Annotated in this window: 24 protein-coding genes; 11 read left to right on the top strand and 13 right to left on the bottom strand. The window is 73.7% G+C overall.

Annotated features, from left to right (window positions below):
- Positions 1 to 41 precede the first annotated feature (41 nt).
- Both ACIOC1_RS12510 and ACIOC1_RS12505 read right to left on the bottom strand, forming a co-directional pair.
- Positions 42 to 806 (bottom strand): MgtC/SapB family protein, encoded by a 765-nt coding sequence (locus ACIOC1_RS12510; RefSeq protein WP_355340942.1) that lies wholly within the window; start codon positions 804 to 806, stop codon positions 42 to 44.
- A gap of 157 nt (positions 807 to 963) precedes the next feature.
- Complete coding sequence (locus tag ACIOC1_RS12505; RefSeq protein WP_401853761.1) at positions 964 to 1,956, bottom strand: zinc-binding dehydrogenase; 993 nt, start codon at positions 1,954 to 1,956, stop codon at positions 964 to 966.
- A gap of 132 nt (positions 1,957 to 2,088) precedes the next feature.
- Here ACIOC1_RS12505 and ACIOC1_RS12500 point away from each other — a divergent pair, with 132 nt between their 5' ends.
- A complete protein-coding gene (locus ACIOC1_RS12500) occupies positions 2,089 to 2,760 on the top strand; it encodes a TetR/AcrR family transcriptional regulator (RefSeq protein ID WP_401853760.1) in 672 nt (223 codons plus the stop codon).
- A 48-nt stretch (positions 2,761 to 2,808) separates the two neighbouring features.
- Here ACIOC1_RS12500 and ACIOC1_RS12495 read toward each other — a convergent pair whose 3' ends face one another.
- The 3 genes from ACIOC1_RS12495 to ACIOC1_RS12485 all read right to left on the bottom strand — a co-directional run bounded on the left by ACIOC1_RS12495 (position 2,809) and on the right by ACIOC1_RS12485 (position 6,126).
- A complete protein-coding gene (locus ACIOC1_RS12495) occupies positions 2,809 to 3,627 on the bottom strand; it encodes an ABC transporter ATP-binding protein (protein ID WP_401854270.1) in 819 nt (272 codons plus the stop codon).
- Between the two features lie 187 nt (positions 3,628 to 3,814).
- A complete protein-coding gene (locus tag ACIOC1_RS12490; protein WP_391044957.1) occupies positions 3,815 to 4,852 on the bottom strand; it encodes an iron chelate uptake ABC transporter family permease subunit in 1,038 nt (345 codons plus the stop codon).
- A 161-nt stretch (positions 4,853 to 5,013) separates the two neighbouring features.
- Positions 5,014 to 6,126 carry a FecCD family ABC transporter permease gene (locus tag ACIOC1_RS12485; protein WP_401853757.1) on the bottom strand — a complete coding sequence of 371 codons (1,113 nt, stop codon included), beginning with the start codon at positions 6,124 to 6,126 and terminating at the stop codon, positions 5,014 to 5,016.
- A gap of 394 nt (positions 6,127 to 6,520) precedes the next feature.
- On the opposite strand from ACIOC1_RS12485, the gene ACIOC1_RS12480 reads away from it, so the two are divergent.
- On the top strand, positions 6,521 to 7,555 hold the full coding sequence (locus tag ACIOC1_RS12480) for an ABC transporter substrate-binding protein (protein ID WP_401853756.1): 1,035 nt from the start codon (positions 6,521 to 6,523) through the stop codon (positions 7,553 to 7,555).
- A gap of 22 nt (positions 7,556 to 7,577) precedes the next feature.
- Here the strand turns inward: ACIOC1_RS12480 and ACIOC1_RS12475 are convergent, their stop codons facing one another.
- Positions 7,578 to 8,360 (bottom strand): helix-turn-helix transcriptional regulator, encoded by a 783-nt coding sequence (locus tag ACIOC1_RS12475; RefSeq protein ID WP_355340924.1) that lies wholly within the window; start codon positions 8,358 to 8,360, stop codon positions 7,578 to 7,580.
- A gap of 150 nt (positions 8,361 to 8,510) precedes the next feature.
- On the opposite strand from ACIOC1_RS12475, the gene ACIOC1_RS12470 reads away from it, so the two are divergent.
- Together ACIOC1_RS12470 and ACIOC1_RS12465 are read left to right on the top strand one after the other, a co-directional pair.
- Complete coding sequence (locus ACIOC1_RS12470) at positions 8,511 to 10,220, top strand: ABC transporter transmembrane domain-containing protein (protein ID WP_401853755.1); 1,710 nt, start codon at positions 8,511 to 8,513, stop codon at positions 10,218 to 10,220.
- On the top strand, positions 10,217 to 12,097 hold the full coding sequence (locus ACIOC1_RS12465) for an ABC transporter ATP-binding protein (protein WP_401853753.1): 1,881 nt from the start codon (positions 10,217 to 10,219) through the stop codon (positions 12,095 to 12,097). The genes ACIOC1_RS12470 and ACIOC1_RS12465 overlap by 4 nt, the downstream gene beginning before the upstream one ends.
- 112 nt (positions 12,098 to 12,209) lie before the next feature.
- Here ACIOC1_RS12465 and ACIOC1_RS12460 read toward each other — a convergent pair whose 3' ends face one another.
- Positions 12,210 to 12,884, bottom strand: coding sequence for a lytic transglycosylase domain-containing protein (locus ACIOC1_RS12460; protein ID WP_401853751.1), 675 nt, complete (start codon positions 12,882 to 12,884; stop codon positions 12,210 to 12,212).
- Between the two features lie 217 nt (positions 12,885 to 13,101).
- On the opposite strand from ACIOC1_RS12460, the gene ACIOC1_RS12455 reads away from it, so the two are divergent.
- Entirely contained in the window at positions 13,102 to 13,677 is a 576-nt protein-coding gene (locus ACIOC1_RS12455) for a TerD family protein (RefSeq protein ID WP_401853749.1), read from the top strand.
- Positions 13,678 to 13,802: 125 nt separating this feature from the next.
- A complete protein-coding gene (locus ACIOC1_RS12450; protein ID WP_355340909.1) occupies positions 13,803 to 14,045 on the top strand; it encodes a hypothetical protein in 243 nt (80 codons plus the stop codon).
- Here ACIOC1_RS12450 and mgtA read toward each other — a convergent pair.
- The 3 genes from mgtA to ACIOC1_RS12435 all read right to left on the bottom strand — a co-directional run bounded on the left by mgtA (position 14,018) and on the right by ACIOC1_RS12435 (position 17,889).
- Positions 14,018 to 16,807 (bottom strand): magnesium-translocating P-type ATPase, encoded by a 2,790-nt coding sequence (gene mgtA, locus ACIOC1_RS12445; RefSeq protein WP_401853746.1) that lies wholly within the window; start codon positions 16,805 to 16,807, stop codon positions 14,018 to 14,020. The two genes, ACIOC1_RS12450 and mgtA, sit on opposite strands and share 28 nt — an antisense overlap.
- Entirely contained in the window at positions 16,791 to 17,150 is a 360-nt protein-coding gene (locus tag ACIOC1_RS12440; protein ID WP_391161906.1) for a metalloregulator ArsR/SmtB family transcription factor, read from the bottom strand. The genes mgtA and ACIOC1_RS12440 overlap by 17 nt, the downstream gene beginning before the upstream one ends.
- 178 nt (positions 17,151 to 17,328) lie before the next feature.
- Entirely contained in the window at positions 17,329 to 17,889 is a 561-nt protein-coding gene (locus ACIOC1_RS12435; protein ID WP_355340903.1) for a cysteine hydrolase, read from the bottom strand.
- Between the two features lie 75 nt (positions 17,890 to 17,964).
- Here ACIOC1_RS12435 and ACIOC1_RS12430 point away from each other — a divergent pair, with 75 nt between their 5' ends.
- On the top strand, positions 17,965 to 18,411 hold the full coding sequence (locus ACIOC1_RS12430) for a MarR family transcriptional regulator (RefSeq protein ID WP_355340900.1): 447 nt from the start codon (positions 17,965 to 17,967) through the stop codon (positions 18,409 to 18,411).
- 287 nt (positions 18,412 to 18,698) lie between these two features.
- On the top strand, positions 18,699 to 20,102 hold the full coding sequence (locus tag ACIOC1_RS12425) for an MFS transporter (RefSeq protein WP_401854268.1): 1,404 nt from the start codon (positions 18,699 to 18,701) through the stop codon (positions 20,100 to 20,102).
- Positions 20,103 to 20,114: 12 nt separating this feature from the next.
- Here the strand turns inward: ACIOC1_RS12425 and ACIOC1_RS12420 are convergent, their stop codons facing one another.
- The gene (locus ACIOC1_RS12420; protein ID WP_401853743.1) at positions 20,115 to 21,164 is read right to left on the bottom strand and encodes an FUSC family protein; all 1,050 of its coding nucleotides are present in this window, start codon (positions 21,162 to 21,164) and stop codon (positions 20,115 to 20,117) included.
- Positions 21,165 to 21,590: 426 nt separating this feature from the next.
- On the opposite strand from ACIOC1_RS12420, the gene ACIOC1_RS12415 reads away from it, so the two are divergent.
- Positions 21,591 to 22,469 carry a cyclase family protein gene (locus ACIOC1_RS12415; RefSeq protein WP_391044932.1) on the top strand — a complete coding sequence of 293 codons (879 nt, stop codon included), beginning with the start codon at positions 21,591 to 21,593 and terminating at the stop codon, positions 22,467 to 22,469.
- A gap of 38 nt (positions 22,470 to 22,507) precedes the next feature.
- Here ACIOC1_RS12415 and ACIOC1_RS12410 read toward each other — a convergent pair whose 3' ends face one another.
- Together ACIOC1_RS12410 and ACIOC1_RS12405 are read right to left on the bottom strand one after the other, a co-directional pair.
- On the bottom strand, positions 22,508 to 22,882 hold the full coding sequence (locus ACIOC1_RS12410) for a hypothetical protein (RefSeq protein WP_401854265.1): 375 nt from the start codon (positions 22,880 to 22,882) through the stop codon (positions 22,508 to 22,510).
- A 47-nt stretch (positions 22,883 to 22,929) separates the two neighbouring features.
- The gene (locus tag ACIOC1_RS12405; protein ID WP_401853740.1) at positions 22,930 to 23,661 is read right to left on the bottom strand and encodes a helix-turn-helix transcriptional regulator; all 732 of its coding nucleotides are present in this window, start codon (positions 23,659 to 23,661) and stop codon (positions 22,930 to 22,932) included.
- A 52-nt stretch (positions 23,662 to 23,713) separates the two neighbouring features.
- On the opposite strand from ACIOC1_RS12405, the gene ACIOC1_RS12400 reads away from it, so the two are divergent.
- Together ACIOC1_RS12400 and ACIOC1_RS12395 are read left to right on the top strand one after the other, a co-directional pair.
- A complete protein-coding gene (locus ACIOC1_RS12400) occupies positions 23,714 to 24,454 on the top strand; it encodes a DUF2249 domain-containing protein (RefSeq protein ID WP_401853738.1) in 741 nt (246 codons plus the stop codon).
- 273 nt (positions 24,455 to 24,727) lie between these two features.
- The gene (locus ACIOC1_RS12395) at positions 24,728 to 25,711 is read left to right on the top strand and encodes an ROK family protein (protein WP_391044925.1); all 984 of its coding nucleotides are present in this window, start codon (positions 24,728 to 24,730) and stop codon (positions 25,709 to 25,711) included.
- The last annotated feature ends 25 nt before the right edge of the window (positions 25,712 to 25,736 follow it).

The following is a 25,736-nucleotide window of genomic DNA, read 5'->3' as shown; positions in this document are numbered from 1 at the left end:
GGCGCCACGCTGTCGGGGCAGGGACGAGGGCGCGTCCCCGGTCAGTCGTCGGATTCGTCGGCGACCGACGAGACGCTCAGCAATTCCTCGAACTCGGACAGGCCCGCGACCAGGTGTTCGGGGCTGCCGGTGCCCTCGACGTCGACCGCGACCAGGGCGGTGCCGCCCTCGGTGGGGTGCCAGTTCTCGTCGTCGGGGTGCTGGGCGGCGCGGTCGACGCGGACCTGGACGACGCGGAAGCCCTGGGTGGCGGTGTATTCGAGGACGCGGGTGAGGACGCCGGTGCCGATCCGGTACGCGAGGTGGATGCGGGTGCGCTCGGGGGTGGCGAGGACCGGGACCCGGCGGGTGAGCCACGGGTAGCCCTGGACGACCAGGAAGTGCGCGAGGGTGACTCCTATGGCCAGCAGCGGGAGACCGCCGCCGCAGGCCATGCCGACCGCGCAGGTGAGCCAGACCGTCGCCGCGGTGGTGAGGCCGCGGACGGCGTCGCGCCGTACGAAGATCAGGCCGCCGCCGATGAAGCCGATGCCCGAGACGATCTGGGCGGCCACCCGCGACGGGTCGAAGGAGACGGCCTGCATGCCCAGCACGGCGTTGAACCCGTGCTGGGACACCTCCATGAACAGCGCGCTGCCGACACCGACGAGGGTGTGGGTGCGCAGTCCCGCGCTCTTCTGCTGCGTGGCGCGCTCGGCGCCGATCAGGGTGGACAGCAGCAGGGCGAGGCCCAACTCGGCGAACTGCCTGGCCCCTTGGCCCGCACCGGGATCGAAAAGCGGCAGAGCGAACGAAATATGCTGCATGAGGAGATCCTGCCACTGGCCACGGCGGCGGCGCGGAACCGGCTCTCCCACGCCCGGTTGGGCGGATCAGCGCATCAACCGATGAGCGCGTAACGGGACGGGCGGCCTGGGGAGCCCGCGCCGCGAGCGACTGCCCAGCTCTGGATGGCGGTTCGGGTTACGGCGTCAGGACGATCCGGCCGAACACCTCGCCCGCGTCCATCTTCCGGTGCGCCAGCGCGGCCTGCTCCAGCGGCAGCACCTCGTGCACCGCGAGAGGCAGCTCGCCGCGGCTCGCGGCGGCGAACTGCGTGGTACGCACGGCGGTCAGATCCGCCGCGGCCACGGTGTCGGTGCTGAAGGTGGCGAACGACAGGGACTTCTGGAAGGCCGCGATCATCGTCATGCCGAAGTCGGCGGGCGGCGGCCCGCCGACCACGCCCACGGCCACCATGCGGCCGTTCGGCCGGAGCCGGCCGAAGAAGGACGGCAGGTCCGCGCCCGCGACGATGTCGATGATGACGTCGTATCCCCCCGGAGCGTCGTCGGGAGTGTCGTCGGCGCCGGAACCGCTGCCCATGGTGTCGCCCGAGCGGTCCAGCACACGCGTCGCGCCGAGTGCGCGCAGCCGCTCGCCCCGCTCGGCCGACGATGTCGTGACCGCCACCGCGGCGGCGCCCGCGCGGGACGCCAGATGGACCGTCATGATCCCGATGCTGCCCGCCGCGCCGCGCACCAGCACCGACTCGCCGGGGGCGAAGCGGGCGTGGGCCAGCGCGAAATGGGCCACCGCGCCCGAGTTGCCGAGCGTCACCGCGTCCACCGCCGACAGCCCGTCGGGCAGCGCGAGGACCGCCTCTACCGGGACGGCCGCCTGCTCGGCGTAACCGCCGCTGAGCCCGGTGAACGCCCACACGCGCCGCCCGATCCACGACGTGTCGACGCCGTCGCCGACCGCGGTCACCGTACCGGCCGCCTCGCTGCCGAGGATGTGCCCCTCCTTGAAGCCGTACGAGGCCAGCGTGCCCCTGCGGATCACGGCGTCCACGCCGCCGACACCGCTCGCCTCGACGCCGATGAGCACCTGCCCGGCGGCGGGCGCCGGGGCGGGGAGGTCGACGACCGCCATGCCCTCGGGGCCGCCGAACGTCTCGATCGCGACTGCCTTCACCGTCTGCTCCCTGCGCTGGTCCACGGCCGTTCCCGGCCCTCGTGGTCCGCGCCCGTCCGGAACCCGGCGGCCCGCGGACCTGGTGCTTCGGACGGTAACGGACGCCGCCGTCCGTTTGGCTAAAGTGAGAGCGTGACCGACGAATTGCCTCACACCCTGCGCTCCGACGCCCTCGACAACCGCGAGCGCATCCTCGAAGCGGCTCGCGAGGTGTTCGCGACCGAGGGGCTGAATGTGCCGATGCGGGAGATCGCCCGGCGCGCCGGAGTCGGCCCCGCCACCCTCTACCGCCGCTTCCCGACCAAGGAGGCGCTGGTCACCGAGGCGTTCACCGGTCAGTTGCGGGCCTGCCACGACATCGTGGACGAAGGGCTCGCCGACCCGGATCCCTGGCGCGGCCTCTGCCTGGTGATCGAGAGGATCTGCGAGCTGCACGCCCGCGACCGCGGCTTCACCGCGGCCTTCATGTCGACGTTCCCGCACGCCGTCGACTTCGACGCGGGCCGCGAGTACGCGCTGAAGGCGGTCGCGGAACTGGCCGCCCGCGCCAAGTCCACCGGCCGCCTGCGCCCCGACTTCGTGCTGGACGACCTGATCCTCGTCCTCATGGCCAACAGCGGCATCCACGCGCCGTCACCCGCGGCCCGCGTCGCGGCCTCCCGGCGCTTCGCCGCCTTCGCGATCCAGGCGTTCCGGGCGTCCCCGCAGCACGCGCCGCTCCCGCCCGCGGCGCGGCTGTCACCCGTACCGCCGGTCATCCCCGTGGCGCCCGCCCGTACGCCGACCGCCGCGCCCCGCCGCTAGGGCCTGTCCCGCCAGAAGCTCCGGCCCGCGTACGTCAGCCGGTAGCGGTCAGCCGGTCGCGGTCGGCCGGTGTACGCGATGGCGGCCGATCGGGAGGATCAGCGGGGTCCGCGAGACCTCGTCGGTGACGATGCGGCACTCCATGCCGAAGATGTCGCGGACGGTGTCCTCGGTGACGACCTCCGAGGGCGGGCCCTCCGCGGCGATCCGGCCGTCCTTCATCGCGATGAGGTGATCGCCGTACCGGCAGGCGAGGTTGAGGTCGTGGAGGACCGTGACGACGGTGGCGCCGCGCTGCCGGTTGAGGTCGGTGACCAGGTCGAGGACCTCGACCTGGTGGGGGAGGTCGAGATACGTGGTCGGCTCGTCGAGGAGCAGGACGCCCGTGCGCTGGGCGAGGGCGACGGCGATCCACACGCGCTGCCGCTGGCCGCCGGACAGTTCGTCCACCGAGCGCTCGGCCAGGTCGAGGGTGTCGGTGGCGGTCAGGGCCTCGGCGACGGCCTCGTCGTCGGTGGCCGTCCAGCGCCGGAACCAGCCCTGGTGCGGATAGCGTCCGCGCCCGACCAGGTCGATGACGCGGATGCCGTCCGGCGCGACCGGGGTCTGCGGAAGGATGCCGAGCCGGGCGGCGACCTGACGGGTGGGCAGGCGGTGGATGTCCTGCCCGTCGAGCAGGACCTCGCCCGAGGTCGGCGCGAGCAGCCGGGCGAGGCCGCGCAGCAGGGTGGACTTGCCGCAGGCGTTGGGGCCGACGATCATCGTCACCCGTCCGGCGGGGATGTCGGCGGTGATGCCGGTGACCACGGGCCGCTGGTCGTAGCCGAGCCGCAGGTCACGGGCGGCGAGCGTGCTGGGCGCGTCCACCGAGCCCTTTCCGTACGTCTCGGCCCGCGTGTCGACCGCCCTCTTCCCGTTCGTCTCGGCCTCCCGCTTCCCGTACGTGTCGCCCCCGCTCCTCCCGGACGCCTCCGCCGCGCCGGATACGCCGTCCGTCGCGGCGGCCGGCCGCGCGGGCGCGCCCTGCTCTGTCGTGTCCGTCATCGCGGTGTCCTCATCCTCCCTGCCCGACCCGGTTGGCCCGGGCCAGCAGCCACAGCAGACCCGGGGCGCCGAGCACCCCGGTGATCACACCGACCGGGAATTCGGTCGGGCCCAGCAGGTGCTGCCCGGCGAAGTCGCAGCCGAGCATGATGACCGCGCCGGTCAGCGCGGACAGTGTCAGCGCGGGACCCCGGCCGTGCACCAGACGGCGGGCGACGGGACCGGAGAGAAAGGCGACGAAGGCGACCGGCCCGGTCGCCGCCGTGGCGACCGCGGCCAGACAGACCGCGAGGCCGATCAGCACCAGGCGGCTGCGCTCGACGCGTACCCCGAGGCCGGTCGCGCTGTCGTCGCCGAGCCCGAGCACCGGCAGCGAACGCACCGCCAGACAGACCGCGGGCAGCAGCGGCAGCAGGCACAGCAACAGGGCGCGGGCGAGCGGCCAGTCCGCGCCGTTGAGGCTGCCGGTGAGCCAGAGCAGTGCCTGCTGCGCGGTGTAGATGTCGGCCCTGGTCAGCAGGAAGGACACGATGCTGGAGAGCCCCGCGGCCACACCGATGCCGACCAGTACGAGCCGGTAGCCGGTCACCCCGCGCCGCCAGGCCAGCAGATAGATCGCCAGCGCGGTGGCCAGCGCGCCCGCCACGGCGAGTCCCGACACCGTCGCGCCGCCGAGTCCGAACACGACGATCGCCACCACGGCCGCCGCGCTCGCCCCCGAGGTGATCCCGATGACGTCGGGGCTGGCCAGCGGATTGCGGATCAGCGTCTGGAACACCGCGCCCGACAGGCCGAACGCGGCGCCCGCCGCGACCGCGGTGACGGCCCGCGGCAGCCGCACCTTCAGCACGATGAAGTCGGTGGCCGCGTCGCCCCGCCCGGCCAGCGAGCGCAGCACGTCGGACAGCGGGACGGAGTAGCTGCCGACGCACAGCGAGGCGCACAGCAGAGCGACGGCGCACAGCACGAGGACGAGTGCGACGGCGCTGGTACGCGCCCTCGGCCGGCGCCGCGCGGCCCGTATCGCGCGCAGGGTGTCGGCAGGCACCGTCGTCGAGATCGTGCGGTCCGAAGCGGCGGTGTCCCAAGCGCCGCCGTCCGCAACGGCGCTGCCCGAAGCTGCGCTGTCCGATCCGGCGCGGCCGGTCCGCGGTTCGGGGGTCCGCGGTCCGGGCGGCACGGACGTCTGCGGGTCGGAGGTCGGTCTCACTAGAGCCCCGCCTGCCTTCCGCGCCGGACCAGCACGATGAGCACCGGCGCACCGAGCACCGCGGTGACGATGCCGACCTGGATCTCGCCGGGCCTGGCCACGATGCGGCCGAGCACGTCGGAGACCAGCAGCAGAGCCGGGGCGATGAACAGCGAGTACGGCAGGATCCAGCGGTGGTCGGGGCCGGTGAAGGAGCGGACGACGTGCGGAACGGTCAGCCCGACGAAGCCGATGGGACCGGCGAGCGCGGTCGCGGCGCCGCACAGCAGCACCACGGACACCGCGCAGAAGATCCGGGCGGCGGCGACGTTCGCGCCGAGCCCGCGGGCTGTGTCGTCGCCGAGGCTCAGGGTGTTGAGCAGCCGTCCCGATCCCAGCGCGCACACCGCGCCGACCAGGAGGAACGGTCCCGCCTGGTAGGCCACCGGGAGATCGCGCCCGGCCAGCGAGCCGACCTCCCAGAACCGGAACCGGTCGAACGTCGCGGTGTCGGTGAGCAGGACGGCGGTGGTGAGGGAGGTCAGCCCCGCGCTGACGGCGGCGCCCGACAGCGCCAGCTTGACCGGTGTCGCGCCCTCCCGGCCGAGCGAGCCGACAGAGTAGACCAGCAGGGCCGCCGCCGCGGCGCCCACGAAGCCGAACCACACGTAGCCGGTGAAGGAGGTGATCCCGAAGACGCTGATCGCGGTGACGACGGCGAGCGAGGCCCCGGCGTTGACGCCCAGCAGGCCGGGATCGGCCAGCGGGTTGCGGGTCAGACCCTGCATCACCGTCCCCGCCAGGCCCAGCGCCGCACCGGCCATCAGACCGACGACCGTACGCGGCAGCCGCAGCGAGGTGACGATGGTCTGGTCGTCGTTGCCGGAGTCGTGGTGGAAGACGGTGTCCAGGACCGTGCCCAGGGGGACGGACTTGGCGCCGATCGCCAGGCTCGCGCCGACCGCGAGGGCGAGCACGACCGCGGCGACGATCAGCCCGGCGCCGAGCGCGGCCGTACGATCACGGCGGGGTGAACCGTGCGCGTTCGCGGGGGAGCCGGTCGCGGCCGGGACGGGAGGAGTCCCGTCGGCCGGTACCGGGGCGGGCCCGCTGCGGGCTCGCAAGACGTTCATGGGCCAACTCCTCGGCGGACTCACCCGGGCGGAAAGTAAGGGCAGGCTAACTTAAGCCGTGCGGTCGTTCTGCCGCCCCTTGGGGGGAATCGAGCCGCCCGGCGGCGGCGGACGGGACGTAGGAAGACATCTTGTGTCGCCGAACGGACACTCCTGAGCGGCCCTGTCCGATCGGGCCGATGCTCCGTGCGGCCGTTCCGTCGTCGCACCGGAGTGCGGAATTCCGTGCCGCGCAGGGGAGTTGGCGAGACCGCGTCCGTACGGCGGCGGGAGCGGCCGGAGGCTGCGGGTGACCTTCTGCCGACACCGACTGGCCGAGGCCAGAATCCACCCCGGAAAGCCGCGCTTAGGGTAACCAAAGTTAGGTAAACCTAAGTTCTGCTCGGAGGTCCTCATGTCGTCCCTGCCGCCCGGCCCTTCCTCGTCGCGCCTCGCGCGTCCGACCCGCCGCACCCTGCTCGGCGCGGGCGCGGCGGGCGCCGCGCTCCTCGGCCTCGCCGCCTGCGGATCCGGCGGATCCGGCTCCTCGGACAGCGCTTCGGCGGGAACCAAGGGCGGCGGCAAGAGCGGCGGAAAGGCGACCCGTACCGTCGACTCCGCCAAGGGCCCGCTGGAGATCCCGGACAAGCCCCAGCGCGTCGTCGCGATCAACGACTTCCCGATGTCCGCGATCTTCGACCTCGGCCTGACGCCCGCGGGCCTGTTCAACGCGGGGGAGGAGTACGTTCCGCAGCGCGACCTGGAGCGCTGGAGAAAGATCCCCAAGGTCTCCAACGGCGTCGGCGGCGCCATCGAGGTGGAGAAGGTCGCAGCCCTGCGCCCCGACCTCATCATCGGCATCGACGTCCAGGCCAACCTGCCGTACAGCCAGCTCAGCGAGCTCGCGCCGACCGTCCTGCTGCCCTTCTCCAAGTCCAAGGCACCCTGGCGTGACATGTCCGACCAGACGGCGGCGGTCCTCGGCGTACCGACCGCTCTCGACAAGCTCAAGGGCCGCTACGCCCAGCGCGTCGCCGAGATCAAGCAGAAGCACGCGGACGTCCTCGGCCGCGTCCACTGGGATCTGCTCCAGGGCGGCTTCGACGAGGGCCAGTGGTGGCTGTACGGCGTGGGGTCGCCGATCGGCGGCATCCTCAAGGAGGCGGGCGCGCAGTTCGCCACCGCCACCCAGCGGCTGGCCGAACAGCAGCCCGTCTCCTACGAGTTGATCACCGCCAAGCTCTCCGACGCGGACGCGATCTTCTACTACACGACCAATGACGGGAAGCCCGCCAACCTCGGTCCCAAGCTCTTCGCCCAGAAGTCCTTCAAGCAGCTCGCCGCCGCCAAGGCCCACCACCTCTACGGCAGCGACTACTTCCTGCCCGGCGGCTACGAGGACGCGCTCGGCGTGCTCGACGACTTCGAGAAGGCGCTGACCTCGCTGTGACGGCGCTGCCGCGGGACCGGTCTCAGCGGGGCGAAGCGGAGAAGTACGCGCCCGGTGTGCGGCCGGTCTCCTGGCGGAAGGCCGCGATGAACGAACTGGGCGTGGAGTACCCGACCTGGAGCGCCACCGCCGCCAGCGGCCGGTTGCCCGCCATGTGCTCCAGCCCGGCGCGCAGCCGCGCCCTGGTGCGCCAGCGGCCGAACGACATCCCGGTCTCGGAGCTGAACAGCCGCGCGAGCGTACGGGCGCTGGCCCCGACCTCGCGGCCCCAGTCCTCCAGCGGCCGGTGGTCGGCGGGCAGCGCCAGCAGCGCCTCGGCCACCTTGCGGGCCCGGCCGTCCACCGGCATCGGGAGGTCGATCGTCGTCACCCCCACCGGCCGCAGCAGGTCGAACATCACCGCCTCCGCCCGCGCCCTCGGCTCCGGCTCCAGATCCGGGTCCGCCAGGTGCGTGATCAGCTCGCGCAGCAGCGGCCCCACCGCCACCACCGTCGGCTGCGACCACGCCAGCGGGCAGCTCTCGGGATGCACGTACACACTGCGCATCCGGGCGGTGCGGCTCGCGCTCGTCGTGTGCGGCACCCACGCCGGTATCCACAGCGCCAAGGTCGGCGGCAGCACCCACGAGTGCGCGCCGATGTCCACGGCCAGGACACCGGTCGGCGCCCACACGAGCTGGTGCACATCGTGCTCGTGCTCGCCGAAGCGCTGGCCGCGCGCCATGTCGAAGTTCACGACGCGCAGCGCCTCGGCGCGGGCGGGCGGCGTCGAACCCTCGGCGACGGCATGGCTGTTCAGCGACATAAGTCAGCAGCGTAGCTCATTTACGACAGCCCGGACCGACCCGTAACCTCGCGGTGGCCGCCGCACGTACCACCGTCCGGCGGCCGTACACACGACGCACCACCCACCGGCCAAGGTCCCCGCGGGCCTGGAAAGAGCGCACACCTCCCCATGCCCCAGACACCGCCCACCGCCGCCGTCACCCCCACCGCCGACCCCGGCCCGCTGCGCGCCGCGGCGCTCCACGTACGCGGCAGCCTCACCGCCGCGGTGCTGCTGCGCAGCGGACATCTGGCCGGTGAGGCGCTGGTGCCGGTGGTGGTCGGCGTCGTGATCGACCGGGCGGTGGACGGCGGCTCCGGCCGGCAGCTGGCGGCCTGGCTCGCCGTGCTCGCCGCCGACTTCCTCGCGCTGTCGCTGTGCTTCCGCTTCGGCTCCCGCTCCACCGTCGCCGCCGCCGAACGCTCCGCGCACGCCGTCCGCGTACGGCTCACCGACCGGATGCTCGCGCCGGACGGGACGGCCGTACGGGACCGGATGCCCGGCGACCTGATGTCGGTCGCCGTCTCGGACGCGCAGAACGTCGGCAGATTCACCACGTCCGTCGTCCAGGCGATCGCGTGCGTGTTCGCGCTCGTCCTCGGCGCGGCCCTGCTGCTGCGCATGTCCGTCACGCTCGGCCTGCTGGTGCTGCTCGGCACGCCCGCCGTCCTCGTCGCGGTGCATCTGCTCGGCCGACCCCTGGAGCGCCGCGGCGCGGCGGAACAGGCAGCCGCCGCGCGCGCGTCGGGCACCGCGGTCGACTTCGTCGCGGGACTGCGGGTCCTCAAGGGCCTGCGCGCGGAGGGCCCCGCGTACACCCGCTACGTCGAGGCCAACCGGACCAGCCTGCGCGCCACGATCTCCGCCGCCCGCTTCGAGGCGCTGATGGACGCCGCCGCCGTGCTGCTCGGCGGAGTCCTGGTCACCGCGGTCGCCTTGGTCGGCGGGCGGCTCGCCCTCCAGGGCCGGATCAGCCTCGGCGACCTCATCGCCTGCACCGGCCTGTGCCAGTTCCTGCTCGGGCCGACCCAGGGCCTCATCGCCGTCGGCCCCGACCTCGCCCGCGCCCGCGCCTCCGCCGGACGCGTCACGGCGGTGCTCGACACGGCGAGCGCGCCCGGCGCTCCCGCCGCGGCCAAGGACGCCCCGGTGGCCGACTCCCCGGCGAACCCGCGAGGCGCGCTCGAACTGCGCGCCCTCACCTACGGGCGGCTGCGCAAAATCGAACTGAGCGTCGCGGCCGGGGAGCACGTGGGGCTGGTCGTGCCGGACCCGGCCGCCGTCGCCGACCTGATGGCGTGCCTGCGCGGACAGGCGGAGCCCGAGAGCGGCGCCGTCCTGCTGGACGGCACGGCGGCCACCGACCTCACCGGGGCCGCGATACGCGAACGCGTCCTCGTCGCACCGCACCACCCGTTCCTCTTCGACGGCACGATCCTCGACAATCTCGGCTCCGGGCCCGAGGGAACCCCTTCCCGGCCTGCCCCCGACGGCCTGCTGCCCGCCGCGGGGGACACCCGCGTCGGCGAGCGCGGCGCCTTCCTCTCCGGCGGCCAGCGTCAACGCGTCGCGCTCGCCAGGGCGTTGGCGGCTGACCCGCCGATCCTCGTGCTCGACGACCCGACCACCGCGATCGACTCGGTCACCGAGGCCAGGATCGCCCGCACGGTCACCGACGAGCGGGCGGGCCGTACGACACTGATCGTGACCACGTCCCCCGCGCTGCTCGCGGCCTGCGCGCGTACCGTCCTGATCACCGAAGGCGCGGTGGTGGCCAGCGCGCGGCACGCCGACCTCACGGCGGCCGAACCGGCTTACCGGGCGGCGGTGTTCGCATGAGCGCGCAGACCGAGCGGACCGGGGAAGCGACCACCGTCGCCGACCTGCTGCCCGTCGCGACCCCGGCGAGAACCGGCCGCGCGGTGCTCGAACTCGTCCGCCCGCAAAGGGCGTTCGCCCTCCTGACCGCCGCGGTCTTCGTCGCCGAGGCACTGGTCGGCCTGGTCGGGCCGCTGGCGCTCGGCCGGATCGTGGACGTGGTGCAGCAGCGGCGCGGCGAGGGACCGGTCTACGTGGCCGCGGGTGTGCTGCTGGCCGCGGTGCTGGCCCAGGCCGTACTGACCGCGATGGGCCTGCGGCTGACCGCGCGGGTCGGCGAGACCGCCCTGGCCCGGCTGCGCGAACGCGTCATCGAGAGCGCCTTCGCCCTTCCCGCGCAGCGCGTCGAACAGGTCGGCGCGGGTGACCTCGCCGCGCGGATCGGCGACGACGCCTCCCTGGTGGCGGGCGCGCTGCGCGGCGTGCTGCCCAGTGTCGCGGGCGCCGCGCTGACCATCGGCTTCACCGTCATCGGACTGACCGCCCTCGACTGGCGGTTCGCCCTGGCGGGGCTGTGCGCCATGCCGATCCAGACAGCCACCATGCGCTGGTACTTGCGCCACTCGGGTCCCCTCTACGCGGCCCAGCGCGTCGCGGGCGGCGAGCGGACCCGGCAGATCCTCGAATCGGTGTCGGGCGTCGAGACCGTACGGGCCTTCCGGCTCACCGAACGGCACACCAAGCGCGTCGCGGACCGCTCGGCCGCCGCGATGGGCTATGCCCTGCGCGCGGTCACCCTGCGCTCGCGCTTCTACGGCCGCCTCAACGCGGCCGAGTTCACCGGCCTCGGGCTGATCCTGTGCACCGGCTACTGGCTGGTGCACGCCGGCCACGCGGGCGTCGGCGAGGCCACCGCCGCCGCGCTGCTGTTCGTCCGGCTCTTCGACCCCGTCAACGTGCTGCTGGGGCTCGCGGCGACCGCGCAGGAGGCGGCGGCGGGACTCGCCCGGCTGGTCGGAGCGGCCGACCTCGCACCGGAGCCCGCCGCCGAGCCGGGCTGGACGCCCGTGCCCGCGCCGCGGGAGTCCGCCGCCGAGCCCAGCGCGACGCCCGTACCCGCGCCGCGGGAGCCCGCCGCCGACGCCGCACAGGGCCCGGCGTATCTCCTCGACGCGCGGGACATCCACCACGCCTACCTGCCGGGACGGCCCGTGCTGCACGGCGTCTCGCTGCGGCTGGCCCCCGGCGAGCAGGTGACGCTGGTCGGCACGACCGGCGCGGGCAAGAGCACCCTGGCGAGGATCGTCGCGGGCGTCCATCCGCCGACGTCGGGTCACGTGTCGGTCGGGGCCACCGGGCGGGCGGGGCGGCCCGCCGTGCTGTTGCTCGACCAGGACACCCACGTCTTCGCCGGTACGGTCGCCGACAATCTGCTGCTGGCCCAACCGGACGCGGACGAGGCGGCGCTGACAGCGGCTCTCGACGTGGCGGGCGCCCTGGTGTGGGTCCGCGCGCTGCCCCGGGGGACGGCGACGCGGGTCGGGTCGGGCGGCATGGCGCTCACCGCCGTGCAGTCCCAGCAACTGGCGCTGGCCCGGCTGGCGTTGGCCGATCCGCCGATCGCCGTGCTGGACGAGTCGGCGGCCGAGGCGGGCAGCGAGGGCGCCCGCACGCTGGAGGCCGCCGCGCGCGAAGTGCTCGCCGGACGCACGGCGTTGGTGGTGGCGCACCGGCTCACGCAGGCCGCCACCGCGGACCGGGTCGTGGTGATGGACGACGGCCGCATCGTCGAGGAGGGCCCGCACGACGAACTGGTCGCCGCGGGCGGCCGGTACGCCGAGCTGTGGTCGGCCTGGTCGTCGCGGGCGACCGCGCCCGCCACGCCTCCGGTGTCCTGAGCCGCGACACCCGGAGTCCGGCACCAGCCATGAGGCACCAGCCACCAGCCACCAGCCATGAGGCGCCAGCCATCAGGCATGAGGCATCGGGCACTCGGCGTCCGCCGCGCGGTCAGCCGGAGCCGCGCACGTCCCGTCCCGCGGCGGCCCAGTTCGAGCTCAACTGGTCGAGATAGGACTGGGCTTGTGACCCGGGGGTGACGCCTCGGGCGAAGGCCAGCATGTTGCCCGCGCCGGTGTTGTAGCCGAGCGCGATCAGCTGATTCACCGTCAGTGAGGTGGAGCGGTGGGCGGGGAGCTGGGCTGCCAGGTCGTGCAGATACCAGGCTGCCGACTCGATGGCCAAGCCGGTGTCGTCGGGCAGCTCGTCCCAGTCGCGGCCGGCGAAGTCGCGGCCCCGCCTGGTCTCGTCGAAGGTGGCCTTGTGCATGTTCGCGATGCCGAAGGCGGCGTCCGGCTTGAGCTTCTGCCAGGCCCGTTGGAAGGCCGGGTCGTGCGGCTTGTAGTCCTCGTTGTAGAGGATCGCCATCAGCACCTGCGGGTCGACCCCGGCGCGGGCCGCGTACCGCTTGACCTGCGGCGCGTACCGCCTGAGACCGTCGCTCGCGGAGACCGAGGGTTCGGCGGACGTGCTCGGCGCGCTGCTGCTCGGCCGGGCGGAGCCGCCGGCCGCCGACCGGTCGGCGGCGTCGGGGCTGTGCCCACGGCCGCCCGCGGCCCATCCGGCGACCACCAGGGTCGCCAGGACGACCCAGGGCCACCGCTTCCGGGGCTTGTCGACCGCCACTGTCCCGCCGCCTTCCGTCACCGCACGGTGCCACCGTACGGACTCGCCCCGCGACACGCGCGTCCGCCGCGTCGCGAGGGGGTACCGACCTCCGCCGCAGGTCCGGGCCTGGACCTGTGAGCACTTCAAAGATTGCGCAATCAAGGAACCGCGTCGCGCGGATCCTCGTTCTTCTCAGTAGAGGACGCGAAAACAAGCGGGAAGGTGGAGAGGGCTCGTGGGTGTGACTCTGTCCAAGGGCGGCAATGTCTCTCTCAGTAAGGAAGCCCCCGGACTGACGGCCGTCACGGTCGGCCTGGGGTGGGACGTACGGACCACGACGGGTTCCGACTACGACCTGGACGCGTCCGCGCTGCTGTGCAACGCGGCCGGGAAGGTGCTGAGCGACCGGCACTTCGTGTTCTTCAACAATCTGGAGAGCCCGGACGGCTCCGTCACGCACAGCGGCGACAATCTGACCGGCGGCGGTGACGGGGACGACGAGCAGATCAGGGTGAGCCTCGCGACGGTCCCGCTCCAGGTCGACAAGGTGGTCTTTCCCGTGTCGATCTACGAGGCCGAGAAGCGCGGCCAGAGCTTCGGCCAGGTCCGCAACGCGTTCATCCGTATCGTCAATCAGGCCGACGGGCGCGAGCTCGCCCGCTACGACCTGACCGAGGACGCCTCCACCGAGACGGCGATGGTCTTCGGCGAGCTGTACCGCAACGGCGCGGAGTGGAAATTCCGCGCCATCGGCCAGGGGTACGCCTCCGGTCTCGCGGGCATCGCCACCGACTTCGGCGTCAACGTCTGAGGTCCACCGAGCCGGGGCCGCCCCTTCCACCCCCCCTGGGGGCGGTCCCACCCCCCGTCGCCTGAATCCCGCCACGTCCGCACCCGCGACAGTTCCCCAATTGCGTAATCGATAAAGTGTCGCGCATGGAGAGAGCAGGGAACGGCGCCGACGGCTGGGAAGCCGCGGTCCTTGACGGCGGTCCGGCGGACGGCGTGCGGATACGGGTGGCCGGACGGCCGCGAGTGGTGCAGGTGAGCTGTCCGTGCCCCCTCGACGACGAAGCGGGCACGACGGGCGTACGGGTGGACGCGCTGCACATCTATCGACGCACGTCCCGCGCCGGGGACACCCCGTTGCGCTACGGCTTCGACGCCGCCAGTCCCTGACGGGCGGCGGTCCGCGCCTCGTACCGCGTCTTCGCCATCACCAGCGCCGTCCCGTACGACATGAGGACCGCGGCGAGCAGCGCGTAATAGAAGAGCGGGAGCGCGGTGAAGCCGAGGGCGGGGGCGAGGGGGGAGAGGGGGACGAGGATGCCGATGGCCGCCAGCGCGCTGGTGGTCAGCCGGATCGGGCCGGGCGCGCGGCCCTCCGCGGCGGTGCGGCCGGTGCGCAGCAGCAGCATCACCAGGGCCTGCGTGAGCAGATTCTCGGTGAACCAGCCCGACTGGAAAGCCTCTTGGCTGGCGCTGGTGCCGAATCCCCTGATGGACAGGGCGAGGATGCCGAAGGTCGCCACGTCGGCGATGGCGTTGAGGATGCCGAAACCTGTGACGAAGCGCAGGATGGCGCGGGGTTCGAGGGCCGAGGGCCGCGCCATGTCGGCGGCCGGCGGCCGGTCGTAGGCGAAGGCGAGCTGCGCGCCGTCGAAGCAGAGATTCTGCACGAGGACCTGCATCGGCAGCATCGGCAGGAAGGGCAGCAGCAGCCCGGCGGTGAGCATCGCGATGACGTTGCCCAGATTCGAGGACAGCGCGATCCGCAGATAGGTGGCGATGTTGCCGCTGCTGCGGCGCCCGGCGACGATCGCGTGGCAGATCGCGGTGAGGTCCTTCGCCGCGAGCACCACGTCGGCCGCCTCGCGCGCCACGGCGGTGGCGTCACGCGGGCTGATCCCCACGTCGGCGGCGTGCAGCGCGGGCAGGTCGTTGACACCGTCGCCGAGGAAACCGGTGACGTGGCCGCCCGCGCGCAGCGCCCGCACCACGCGGGCCTTGTGCGCGGGGGTGCAGCGGGCGAAGACCGTGGTGGTCTCGGCGAGTTCGGCCAGAGCGTCGTCGTCCAGGCCGTCGATCGTGTCGCCGGTGACCACCCGGCCGGGGTCGAGTCCGATCTCGTCACAGGCCCGCGCGGCGGTGCCCGGATAGTCGCCGGTGAGCACCTTCACGGTGACACCGCGCCCGCTGAGCGCCGTCAGGGCGTCGGCCGCCGTGTCCGCCGCCGCGTCCCGCAGCCCGACGACGCCCAGGAACGTCAGCCCGTACTCGTCCGACGCAGTGACGGACGAGGCGCCGGACTTCGCGGGCCGCTCCGCCGCGGCCACGGCGAGCACCCGCAGACCTCCCTCGGCCCGCTGCGCGCACATGGACAGCAGTCGCGCGCGGGCCTCGTCGTCCAGGTCGGTGTCCCGGCCGTCCACGCGCTGCCGCACGCACCGGGCGATCACCGCCTCCGCCGCGCCCTTCACGACCAGCGCGTGCGTGCCGGGACTGCCCGGTGTCCGCAGCACCACCGTGGCCAGGCGGCGTACGGGATCGAAGGGGAGCGCCGCCACCGCGTCGTGGTCGAGGTCGTCGCCGCGCTCGTCCGCCGCGTCCAGCAGCGCCTCGTCGAGCGCGTCGGGCGAGGGCAGCTCGGCGAGTTGGAGGGTCCACAGACTGTTGACGGCCGCCCAGTGCAGGACGTCGGGACTGTCGTGCCCCTCGCCGTCGACATGGCAGGCGACGACGGGCCGGTCCTGGGTCAGGGTGCCCGTCTTGTCCGTGCACAGGACGTCCATCGCGCCCAGGTCGTGCAGCGCGGGCAGCCGCTTGACGATCACGTCGCTGCCACGGGCGAGCAGGGACGCCCCCCTGGCCAGCGTCGTGGTCACCACGACCGGCAGCATCTCCGGCGTCAGGCCGACCGCCACCGCGACCGCGAACGGCAGCGTCTCCAGACCGCGCCCGCGCAGACCCGCGTCGGCCATGAGCACCAGCGGCGGCGTCAGCAGCATGAACCGAATGAGCGACCAGGAGATGCCGTGCACGGAACGGTCGAAGGCGCTCTCCCGCCGCCGCGTCGACATACCGCGAAAGCCCCGCGCGAACCGGGTGTGCTCGCCGGTCGCCATCACGACCCCCGTCGCGCTGCCCGAGGCGACGCTGCTGCCCTGGAGGCACAGGTGCGGCGCCTCCTGCGCGGACGACGAACCGTGCCGGTGCCGGCGGTCGCCGGACGCCCCGTCCCCCGGCTCCTCGTCGGAGGCGGGCGACGCGTCACCGGTCGGGGCGGGACTCTCCACCGGATACTTGGCGACGGGCGCGGACTCCCCGGTCAGCGCGGCCTGGTGCACGGTGAGCCCGGTGGCGCGCAGCAGCCGCAGATCGGCCGGGACCAGATCCCCCGGGCCGAGCAGGACGACATCCCCGGGCACCAGTTGGTCGACCGGGATCTCGCGGGTCTCCGGCGCGCTGTTCGCGTCCGCTCGACGGCGTACGGTCGCGGTCGCGGCGACCAGTTCCCGCAGCGCCGACGCCGACTGGTCGGCGCGGTACTCGCCGCTGGAGCGCAGCACACAGCTGACCGTGACCAGCGCCATGATCACGCACGCGGTGTTCCAGGCGGCGACGGCGGCCGACACCAGGGCGAGGCAGAACAGCACGGTGGTGAAGGGATCGCGCAGGCTGCGCAGGAAGCGGCGCGGCCAGGAGACGGAGCGCAGCGCGGGAAGGACGTTCTCGCCGTACCGGGCGAGCCGGTCGTCGGCCTGCGACTCCAGCAGCCCGCGCGGACCGCTGCCGACCACGCGCAGGAACTCCAGCGTGGGCAGATCCGCCGTGTCGGGGGCGGTGAGGTGACCGGGCGGCGCGCCCTGCTCCAGGCCGTCGACCGGCTCGGGCGCCGCCCAGGCGGTGGGACGTGGTCCGCTGTCAGGCGCCCAGGTCACGGACGCGCCCAGGCGTTGTCGTGTACCCACCGCGTTCCGCGAGCTGCCGCAGCATCCACCGCACCATGGTCTCCACGTCCGGGTCGTCCACCAGGTACACCACGTGCCGTCCCTCACGGCGCGACCGCACCAGGCCGGCGAGCTTGAGCTTCGTCAGGTGCTGGCTGACCGCGGGCAGCGCGCCGCCGACCCGCTCGGCGAGCGCGGTCACATCGCTCTCGCCCTGCATCAGCGTCCACACCAGGTGCAGCCGCGCGGGCGAGGCCAGCAGGCCGAAGGCCGCGGCGGCCTGTGTCAGCACCTCAGCGGGCAACTCCTCGAAGTCGCCCCCGCCCCTCGCCACCACCGCTCTCCCTCCGGACCGCGCCTGCGCGCCGACCGCGCGAGCGCTCAGTCTAGAGCGTGTCCGTGAACGCCGGACCTCTCCCGTGACCTGCGCTTCACGGGCGCCGGACACCGACCCTCCGGCGCGGCCGGGCACCGGCGCGTGAGGGCCGCGGGGTAGGGCAACAGCCGTCGGCTCAGAGGGACGTGACCCACTCGTCGGTGGTCATGACCTGGGCCTGCTTGGGGAAGACCTTCTCGATGAGGATGCGGTGGACGTCGGGCTCGTTGTCGGCGCAGGCGTCGGACAGGACGGTCAGGCGGTAGTCGAGGTCGGCCGCCTGGCGGATGGTGGACAGGACGACGCCGCTGGTGGACAGGCCGGTGAGGACGAGCGAGTCCGCGCCGGCGCCGCGCAGCAGGACCTCCAGGTCGCTGCCGGTGAAGGCGCTGACCCGGCGCTTGACGGCCACCGGCTCGTCGGCGCGCGGGGCCAGCGCGTCGACCACCTGGGTGGCCGGGTTGTCCTGGGTGAAGGCGTCCCCTGCCTGGCTGAGGGCGCTGAAGGAGAGGTTCGAGGCGGCGGTCTCCGGATAGCCGGGCCGGAAGGCGACCCGTACGAAGATCACCGGAATCTCGGCGGCGCGGGCGGCCTCGACCGCGCGGGCCGCCGCGGCCACGACGGAGTCGTCGGCGATGCGCTGCACGATGCCGTTCTGGAAGTCCATGACCAGCAGGGCGGTACGGGATGCGGACATGAGGGGCGGGTCCTCTCGGCGGAAAGTAGACAGTCTTAACTGAACAGTGAGAATTAAACAGTGTAGGCTGACGATATGCAAAGTGAAGCGAAGCCGGTCGCTCCCGGCATGCTCCAGGCGTCCCTGGACGTCCGCGTGGTGGTGGGCAGACTGCGCCGCCGCATCCTCCAGGTGACGGACGGGGAGGATCTGACCCCGTCGCAGTCGTCCGTGCTGATGCGCGTCAGCCGGGGCGACGCCGTCACCGCCGCCGCGCTGGCCGACGCCGAGCACGTACGGCAGCAGTCCATGGCCGCGACGCTGTCCTCACTCGAGCGGCTGGGACTGATCCACCGCACCCCCGACCCCGCCGACGGCCGCCGCCAGATCGTCGAGCTGACCCCGGCGGGCCGCGAGCGCGCGGAGGGCGCTCGGCAGGCGGGCGTGGAGTGGCTGGCGCGCGCCTTGGAGGAGCAGTACGACGACGCGGAGCGGCACACGATCAGTGAGGCGATGCGCCTGTTGGGCAGGCTGACGAACTGATGGCCGCGATACCGCAGGGACAGCCCGGGCAGTCGGGGCCGTCCGGGCCGTCTGAGCAGCCCGAGGCGTCCGCCGTGGCCGCCGTACGAACGGAGCAGGCCGCCGTACGGCCGGAACGGACCGCCGCGTCGGGTGCGCCAGCCGCCGTACAACCTGCCGTACAACCCGCCGCGCAGGACGCCGGACCGGCCGCTCCAGGCCGGCCCGAGCGGCCCCAGCGGCCTGAGCGGTCGGAACCCTCCTCCGCACCGGCCGAGGGCGCCTTCGACCGGCGGCTGCTCGCGCCGATGATGATCGGCTCGATCCTCAACCCCATCAACTCCTCCATCATCGCCGTCGCCCTGGCGCCGATCGGCGCCGCCCTCGGCGCCGACGCCGCCCGGACGGCCTGGCTCATCTCCGCGCTCTACCTGGCCACCTCCATCGGGCAACCGCTCGTCGGACGGCTGGTCGACACGTACGGCCCCAAGCGGCTGTTCCTCGCCGGGGCCGCGCTGACCGGCGTCGCCGGGGTGATCGGCACCCTCGCCCCGAACCTCACCGTCCTCGTCGCCGCCCGCGTCGTCCTCGGCTTCGGCACCTGCGCCGGTTATCCGGCCGCCATGTACCTGATCCGCAGCGAGGCCGAACGCACCGGGATGAAGAGCCCGGCGGGCGTGCTCACCACGCTCGCCGTGACCGGCCAGACCGTCGCCGTCATCGGCCCGACCCTCGGCGGCCTGCTCATCGGACTCGGCGGCTGGCGGAGCACCTTCGCCATCAACATCCCGCTCGCGATCGCCTGCCTCGTCCTCGGTTGGATCCACCTGCCGGGCAGGACCGCGATCGCGCCGTCGGGCGCCGCCGACGGCGCCCCGCTCCCCGACGGCGCCCCGCTCCCCGTCGGCGGGCCGCGCCCGCGCAACCGCCTCGACTGGGCGGGCGTCCTGCTCTTCGCCGCCACCCTCGTGTCGCTGCTGCTGTTCCTCATGGACGCCCGCACCGACCGGGCCTGGCTCATCGCGCTCACCCTGCTCGCGGGCACCGGATTCGCCCTGCGCGAGCGGCGCGCCGCCGACCCGTTCATCGACGTCGGCGTCTTCGCGGGCAACATCCCGCTGCTGGCGACCTACGCCCGCACCTTCGTCGCGTACACCGTCTCGTACTCCTTCATCTACGGTTTCACGCAGTGGCTGGAGGACGGCAGGGGGCTGAGCGCCTCCGCGGCCGGGCTGCTCCTGCTGCCCACCTTCGCGGTCGGCATCGTCGTGTCCACCCTCACCGGGCGCAAGGCCGTCGTGCGCGGCAAGCTGGTCGTCGGCGCCGTGGCCCAACTCGTCGCCTGCGCCATGCTGTTGGCCGTGGGCGACCACGCCGCGGTGTGGCTGCTGGTCGCGGTCGCCGTCGTCCTCGGACTGCCGCAGGGCCTGGTCAGCCTCGCCAACCAGAACGCGCTCTACTTCCAGGCCGACCCCGCGCGCATGGGCGCGTCGTCCGGGCTGCTGCGGACGTTCATGTATCTGGGCGCCATGGTCGCCTCCTCCGCGACCGGCGCCTTCTTCGGCCGCCGCGCGACCACCTCGGGACTGCACGGCCTCGCCCTGTTCATGCTCGCCGCCGCGGCCGTCTTCCTCGTCCTCACCCTCGTCGACCGCTCGCTCGGCCGGATCGCCGCGCCGCAGGAGACGAAGCAGGCCGCGCCCGCGCGGTGAGGGGCACGGTGGTCAGCCGCGTCCCGTCGCCCCCAGCAGGCGCGACACCGCCGGCAGCCGCAGAATCCTCGGCAGGAGCAGGCCGAAGAGATACGCGAGGGCCACGCCCGCGATCGTGGCCCACAGGCGCTCGTCGGCCCGGGCACGGGCCTGGTCGGGCTCCGCGTGCAGCAGCAGGAGCAGCACGAGGACCGTCGAGTACGCGGGGGTCAGGTACCAGCGGCTGCCCTGGGTCGCCGCGGCGAGCGCGAGCGTGGCCGCGGCGGTCACCGCGTACGCCCAGTCCGGCGCGTCGTTACGGAGCAGCAGGAGCGCGACCGCGCCACCGGCCAGCACCGACAGCACCCGGCCGAAGGACCGCAGCCGTTGCATCTGGGGTCGCGGACGCATGACCATCAGCGCGGCCACCACCGGCCAGCCCGGATGCGTCGGCGCCAGCGCCAGACCGCAGCCCGCCGCGGCGGCCCCGGCCGCGCCGAGCCGCAGACCGTACATCCTGGCCTGCTCGGCGGAGTGCGCCGGGCCCGGCGGCCTGGGGGGCGGCGCTGTCGACGGCCACAGCAGCGACACCAGCCAGGCGTACGCGGAGCCCGCGACGATCAGCCCGGTGATGCCGAGCGCCTGGGACACGTCGTCATAGCTCAGCCCTGCGCCCACCATGGGCAGGCTGAGCGCGAGCAGCACCATCCCTGCGGGGCGCCGTGCGGCGACGACGGCGGACGCGTATGCCAGCAGGAACACGCCGGGCACCGCGACCCACCGCACCTGCACCAGCAGCGACCCCAGCACCATCGGCAGGCCGGTGCACAGGCCGACCACGACGGTCATGAACCGGGCCCGCCGCCGGGCGGGCATGCGCATGACGGCGGCGGGGAGCACGCCCACCGCCAGCGCCATGCCCGCGCCCGGATCGTGCAGCGCCACCGCGGCGCCCGGCAGCGCGTACAGCAGACCGCGCGCGAAGCCGGGCCACGCCCAGGCGACCCGCGGCGGCGACCCGGCGGCCGGTGTCGCGGTGTCCTCCTCGCTCACGGCCGGTGTCGCGGTGTCCTCCCCGGTCACGACCGGTGTACGTCCGCTGGCACGGAGCGGGCGGGCGACGGGTGCAGGGACCGCATGTGCGCAAACCTCCGGTACGGAGCCCCCGCCCGGCGCGGCGCCCTGAACTTCCCACCCTTCGCCGTAACGCCGGGCCGCGCACGTCACGGCACGCATCGGGGTGACGGTATGTCACGGGACCCGCCGCCCGTTCCCGCCGTCGGGCGGGTGCGCGGGCCGTGCGGAGGCGGGTGGCGTCCCGGCTGGAACGGCTGCGTCGAGCGCACGATCCCCGCCGCTGCCACCCCGTCCGTCCGATCCCGGATGTGGCAGGTGTGAAAAGGGTGTCGACCGTATGCTGTTGGCCGCTGGTGGTGCGTCGGCCGGGGCGAACAAGGGCAGTTCGGCGCATCGCGGGCTCCCGCACATCGCAAGAGGGGAAGCGCTCACGTGACCGATCCGACCGAGCAGGAACTTCCGGACAACTGGGGCCGCTGGGGTTCCGACGACGAACTCGGCACGCTCAATCTGATCACCGACGCCGTACGCGCACAGGCCGCCGCCGAGGTGCGGACCGGCCGGTGGGTGTCGTTGGCGCAGCCGATCACGCCGACCCCCATCGTCAGCAGCCCGTTCGCGCCGACGACGGTGGACGTCTCCCCGGTCCAGCAGATGATGTCCTACACCGGCGTTCCCGTGGCGGCCGATCTGACGCTGACGCAGAACCACCACGCGGGCTCGACCCACATCGACGCGCTGGCGCACTGGTCGACCGACGGTCAGGTCTACCCCGGACGCCCGAGGGACCAGGTCGTGACCGCCGCGGGCGTGACCTTCGCTTCGACGGGGGCCTTCGCCGCGGGCATCGTCACACGCGGGGTGCTGCTCGACCTGGCCGTGGACGGCCCGCTCGCGCCCGGTCACGCGGTGACCTCCCACGACCTGGAGGAGGCCGAGAAGCGGCAGAACGTCGAGGTGCGCTCGGGCGACGCCCTCGCGATCCGGCTCGGCTGGCCCGCCACGCCCGTCCCCGGCACACCGACACCGGGCATCAGCCTCGACGCGGTGCGCTGGATGCACCACCGCCAGGTCGCCGTCTACACCGGTGACCGGGGCGACGCCTTCCCACCGCTCGATCCGAACGGGCCGTCGCCGCTGCACGGCGTGGCACTCGGCCGGATGGCCATGCCCCTGATCGACGCCTCACAGCTCGACGATCTCGCCGCGCTGTGCGCGGAGTTGGGGCGCTACAGCTTCCTGCTCTCCGTCGCGCCGCCGCGTATCCACGGCATGACCGGCGTCCCGGTCAACCCGATCGCCCTCTTCTGATCGGCCGGTTCCGCACCGTGGGGACCGGCTCGCGGGCGTCAACCGGCCAGCAGCAGGGTGCCTGCCGTGATCAGGGCCGCGACCTTGGCGGCTTCCAGGCCGATGTAGGCGTGGTGGGCGTGGGAGCGTGGTGGGTCCTGCCCGGCCAGGACCGCGTTCGAACGGCGGGTCAGGCGGGGCCGTACCACGGCCAGTTGGAGGACGAGCAGAGCCACGGCGGCGGTCAGCGCGACCGCCGCGCGGGCGGAAAGGGACCCGCTGGCCGCGACGGTCAGCAGGGCCACCGCGAAGACCCCTTCGACGGAGTTGAGCGCGCGGAACACCAGGCGGCCGATGCCGAGACCGATACGGACGGTGACGTCCGGGGCGCGGAATTTCAGCGGCGCCTCCAGGAAGGAGATGGCGAGGACCATCCCGAGCCAGGTGAACACCAGGGCCACCGAGGCCGCCGCCGACGCGCTCAACGCCCCTTCCCTTCCACGGGGCTTGCCGTCCGGCCGAGGTGGACCACGCAGAGGTCGGGTTCCACGAACGGCTCCAGCCGCTCGGCGGTCAGCGGCGCCTCCATCGCGGCCAACGCGCCCTGGATCAGGCCCAGATGGATCGGGCAGACGATCTTCGACCGCTCCTGCGCCAGGTCGAGGAAGGGGCAGTGCCGCAAGCCGATCCGGTCGACGGCGCCGCGCGGCGGGCGCTCCGGGGCGAAGCCGAGGTCGTCGAGCAGGCGGATGAGACCTTCGACCGCGCGCGCCTCGGTGACCGTCGTGCGCGCCTCGGCGGCCGTGCCCGACAGGGCCGCTGCGTCCGGTGCCTCGGTCAACTCCCCGCCCCAGGCGCGCCCGGCCGCGACCGCCGCCTGCGTGGGACGGGGCCTGTGCGACAGCTCCTCGACGAGGATCGACGCGAGCAGCCGGTAATTGCGCGGTCCCGTCCGGTCCATGCCAGGGGCGGCGCGGAACAGCAGCGGCGGCCTTCCGGGCCCGGTGCGCGCGGCCGTGACCTGCTCCGCCTGCCCGTGCCCCACCAGTGTGTCGAGGTGGAACCGGGCCGTGTTCGGGTGCACTTCGAGGCGGCGGGCGATGTCGGCGATGCTCAGCGGCGCCGCCGATCGCCGGAGCAGGTCGAGGACGTCCCGCCGACGGCCGGCGGGCGCGTCGGTCACGGCGTCCATGGGATCGGAGGGAGGCGTCATGCGCTAGAGTTTACACAATCACCACTTGTAGAAATAGAGGGAGGTGCGGCCCGTGCCAGGACCCGAGCTCGACGTACGTCCGCTGCCCAAGCCCGGCAGGCACCCCGCCGTCTTCGCCGCGTACGACGCCCTCGCAGTAGGGGATTCGCTGGTCCTGGTCAACGACCACGACCCCCGCCACCTGCGCGAGGAGTTCGACACGGAGCACCCGGGCGGCCACGACTGGCAGTACGAGGGCAAGTCGCCGGGGGAGTGGCGGATCCGTATCCGCAAACTCGCGTCGACCTCGCTGCCCCGCGTCCTGACCGGCGCGCGGCCACCGGACTCCCCGGCGGTCTCGGACTCCCCGGCGGTCTCGGACTCCCCGGCGGTCTCGGACTCCCCGGTGGTCTCGGACTCCGCGGTGATTTCGGCGGCCCCGGCCGTCCCGGATTCCGCAGACGGGCCGGGCGCCCCGGCCGTCGCATCGCCGGGCGTGCCCGACGCCTCCGGCGCGGTGTGGAAACTGCGCATGCGTGACCGCGACTTGGACTCCAACATCATCCAACTCCCGCCGCACGCGGCCATCGCGCCGCACCTCGGCCCCGACCTCGACGTGCTCGTCCACATTCTCGACGGCGACGGCCGCCTCACCACCGAACTCGACCAAGTCCCCCTCGTCCCCGGCGATTTGGTGTGGCTCCCGCGCCGCTCGCTGCGCGCGTTCACCGCGGGTCCGCACGGGCTGCGCTACCTGACCGTCCATCAGCGCCGCCAGGCCCTCGTCCTCGCGCCGCCGAGCCCCCGCGTCTGAGGGACCGCGTGTGAGCGGCCGCATGGCGCGCGACGGCGGTGATTCCCGCTGCCGACGAGGTCTGCCCGGACCGGGCGGTGCGGAGGACACCGGGCGCGGACCGGACCGCGACAGGAAGGCAGCGGGCACGGCATGGCGTGTCGTCGTCCATAAAACGCTGTAGTAGCATGCTGGTCCGAGATCGACTCCTTTGCGCTGACGCACGCCTAAATGGGGCCAGTTCCCACGGTCGGCCCGTCTCCCGTCTCTCTGCCGTGAACGGAGATCCACCCCATGGCCACTGATGCCGCGCAGCCGTCCTTGCTCCTGCCCGAGGTCGGAGGGCGACTGCTGGCCGCCCTGGACATCGGCGGGACGAAGATCGCCGGAGCGCTGGTGGACGCCGAGGGCCGCGTACGGCACCGGGCCCGGCGTCCGACGCCCGCGGGCGCCGACTCGGCGGTTCTCGGCGCCGTCCTCGAGGTGCTGGCCGAGCTGACCGAGCATCAGGACTGGCGCGCGGTCACGGCGTTGGGCATCGGCAGCGCGGGTCCCGTCGACATCGCGGCGGGCACGGTGAGCCCGGTGAACATCCCCGCCTGGCGCGGCTTCCCGATCGTCGAGCGCGTACGGGCGCACCCCGCCGTGGCGGGAAAGCCGGTGGTGCTGTGCGGCGACGCCGTGGCGATGACGGCGGCGGAGCACTGGATCGGCGCCGCGCGCGGATACCGGAACGCGCTGTGCATGGTGGTCTCGACCGGCGTCGGCGCCGGACTCATCCTTGACAACGCTGTCCGCAGCGGGCCGACCGGCAACGCCGGGCATCTGGGGCACATCACCGTCGACCTGCTCGGCGAGCCGTGCGTCTGCGGATCGCGGGGCTGCGTCGAGCAGTTGGCGAGCGGCACGTCCATCACGCGCCGCGCGCTGGAGCAGGGCTGGCGGCCCGAGGAGGGTCCGGCCGACGCGGCGGCGGTGGCCGTCGGCGCCCGGCGGGGCCACCCGGTCGCGCTGGCGGCCTTCGACTCCGCCGCGCGGGCCCTGGCCGCGGGCATCGCGGCGGTCGCCACCCTGGTGGAGATCGAGGCGGCCGTCATCGGCGGGGGCGTCGCCGAGGCCGCCGACGTGCTGTTCCCGCCGCTGCGCCGCCACTTGGAGTCGTACGCCGCGCTGCCGTTCGCGGCCGGAGTGCTCGTGGAGCGGGCCGCGCTGCGGGGGGACGCCGGACTGGTCGGTGCGGCGGCCATCGCGGGAGCGGCCACGGCCGGAGCGCGCTGAGCCACGGGCCCGCGTCGCGGCGTAC

Origin of the sequence: Streptomyces sp. NPDC088197 (genome assembly GCF_044741185.1) — a bacterium.
GTDB lineage: Bacteria > Actinomycetota > Actinomycetes > Streptomycetales > Streptomycetaceae > Actinacidiphila.
The sequence above is the reverse complement of the archived record's forward strand: the minus strand, read 5'-3'. Positions and strand labels throughout refer to the sequence as shown.